At 66.2% G+C, this 471-nt stretch carries 1 protein-coding gene; it reads right to left on the bottom strand.

The genetic code is table 11. The annotated features are described in order from the left end of the window. The coding region (locus ACM6G4_RS20675) for a contractile injection system protein, VgrG/Pvc8 family (protein ID WP_414914504.1) at positions 1–471 on the bottom strand (471 nt) is incomplete at both ends.

Below are 471 nucleotides of genomic sequence, written 5' to 3' on the forward strand. Positions count from 1 at the left end.
CCCTTGGCGCCGCGCGTCTGGTCGATGTCGCCGTCGAGGTACGCGCGGGCGTCCCGGTGGTGGTAGGCGCGGATGTTCACGTGCTGCTCCACCACCTGGTGTTCCGACTGCAGGGCCCAGACGCTGTCCTCACCGCTGCTGCTCAACCCGGAGAGCGGACGCAGCGGCAACTCGACGTCGAACTGGTAGGCGCGCGGGGAGTCGTGGAATTCGACGACGTCGATACTCAGGCGTTCGTCGCTGGTGAAGCGGTACCAGATGCCGACTTCGGCCAGCAACCTGGCAATGAAGGCCAGGTCGCTTTCGCCGTATTGCATCACCTGCTCGCGCCGGGGGTATTCGCGGTGCAGGTGGAAGAGGAAGTCCTGGCCCCTGAAATCGTGGCGACTGCGCAGGATGTGCTCGACGATTTCCGGCACCGACCGGTGCTGGTAGATCCGGTATTGCCGGCCCCGCGCGAGCAGCGCCAGG

Source organism: Pseudomonas sp. IT-P258, assembly GCF_949767825.1.
Taxonomy (GTDB): Bacteria; Pseudomonadota; Gammaproteobacteria; order Pseudomonadales; family Pseudomonadaceae; genus Aquipseudomonas; species Aquipseudomonas monachiensis.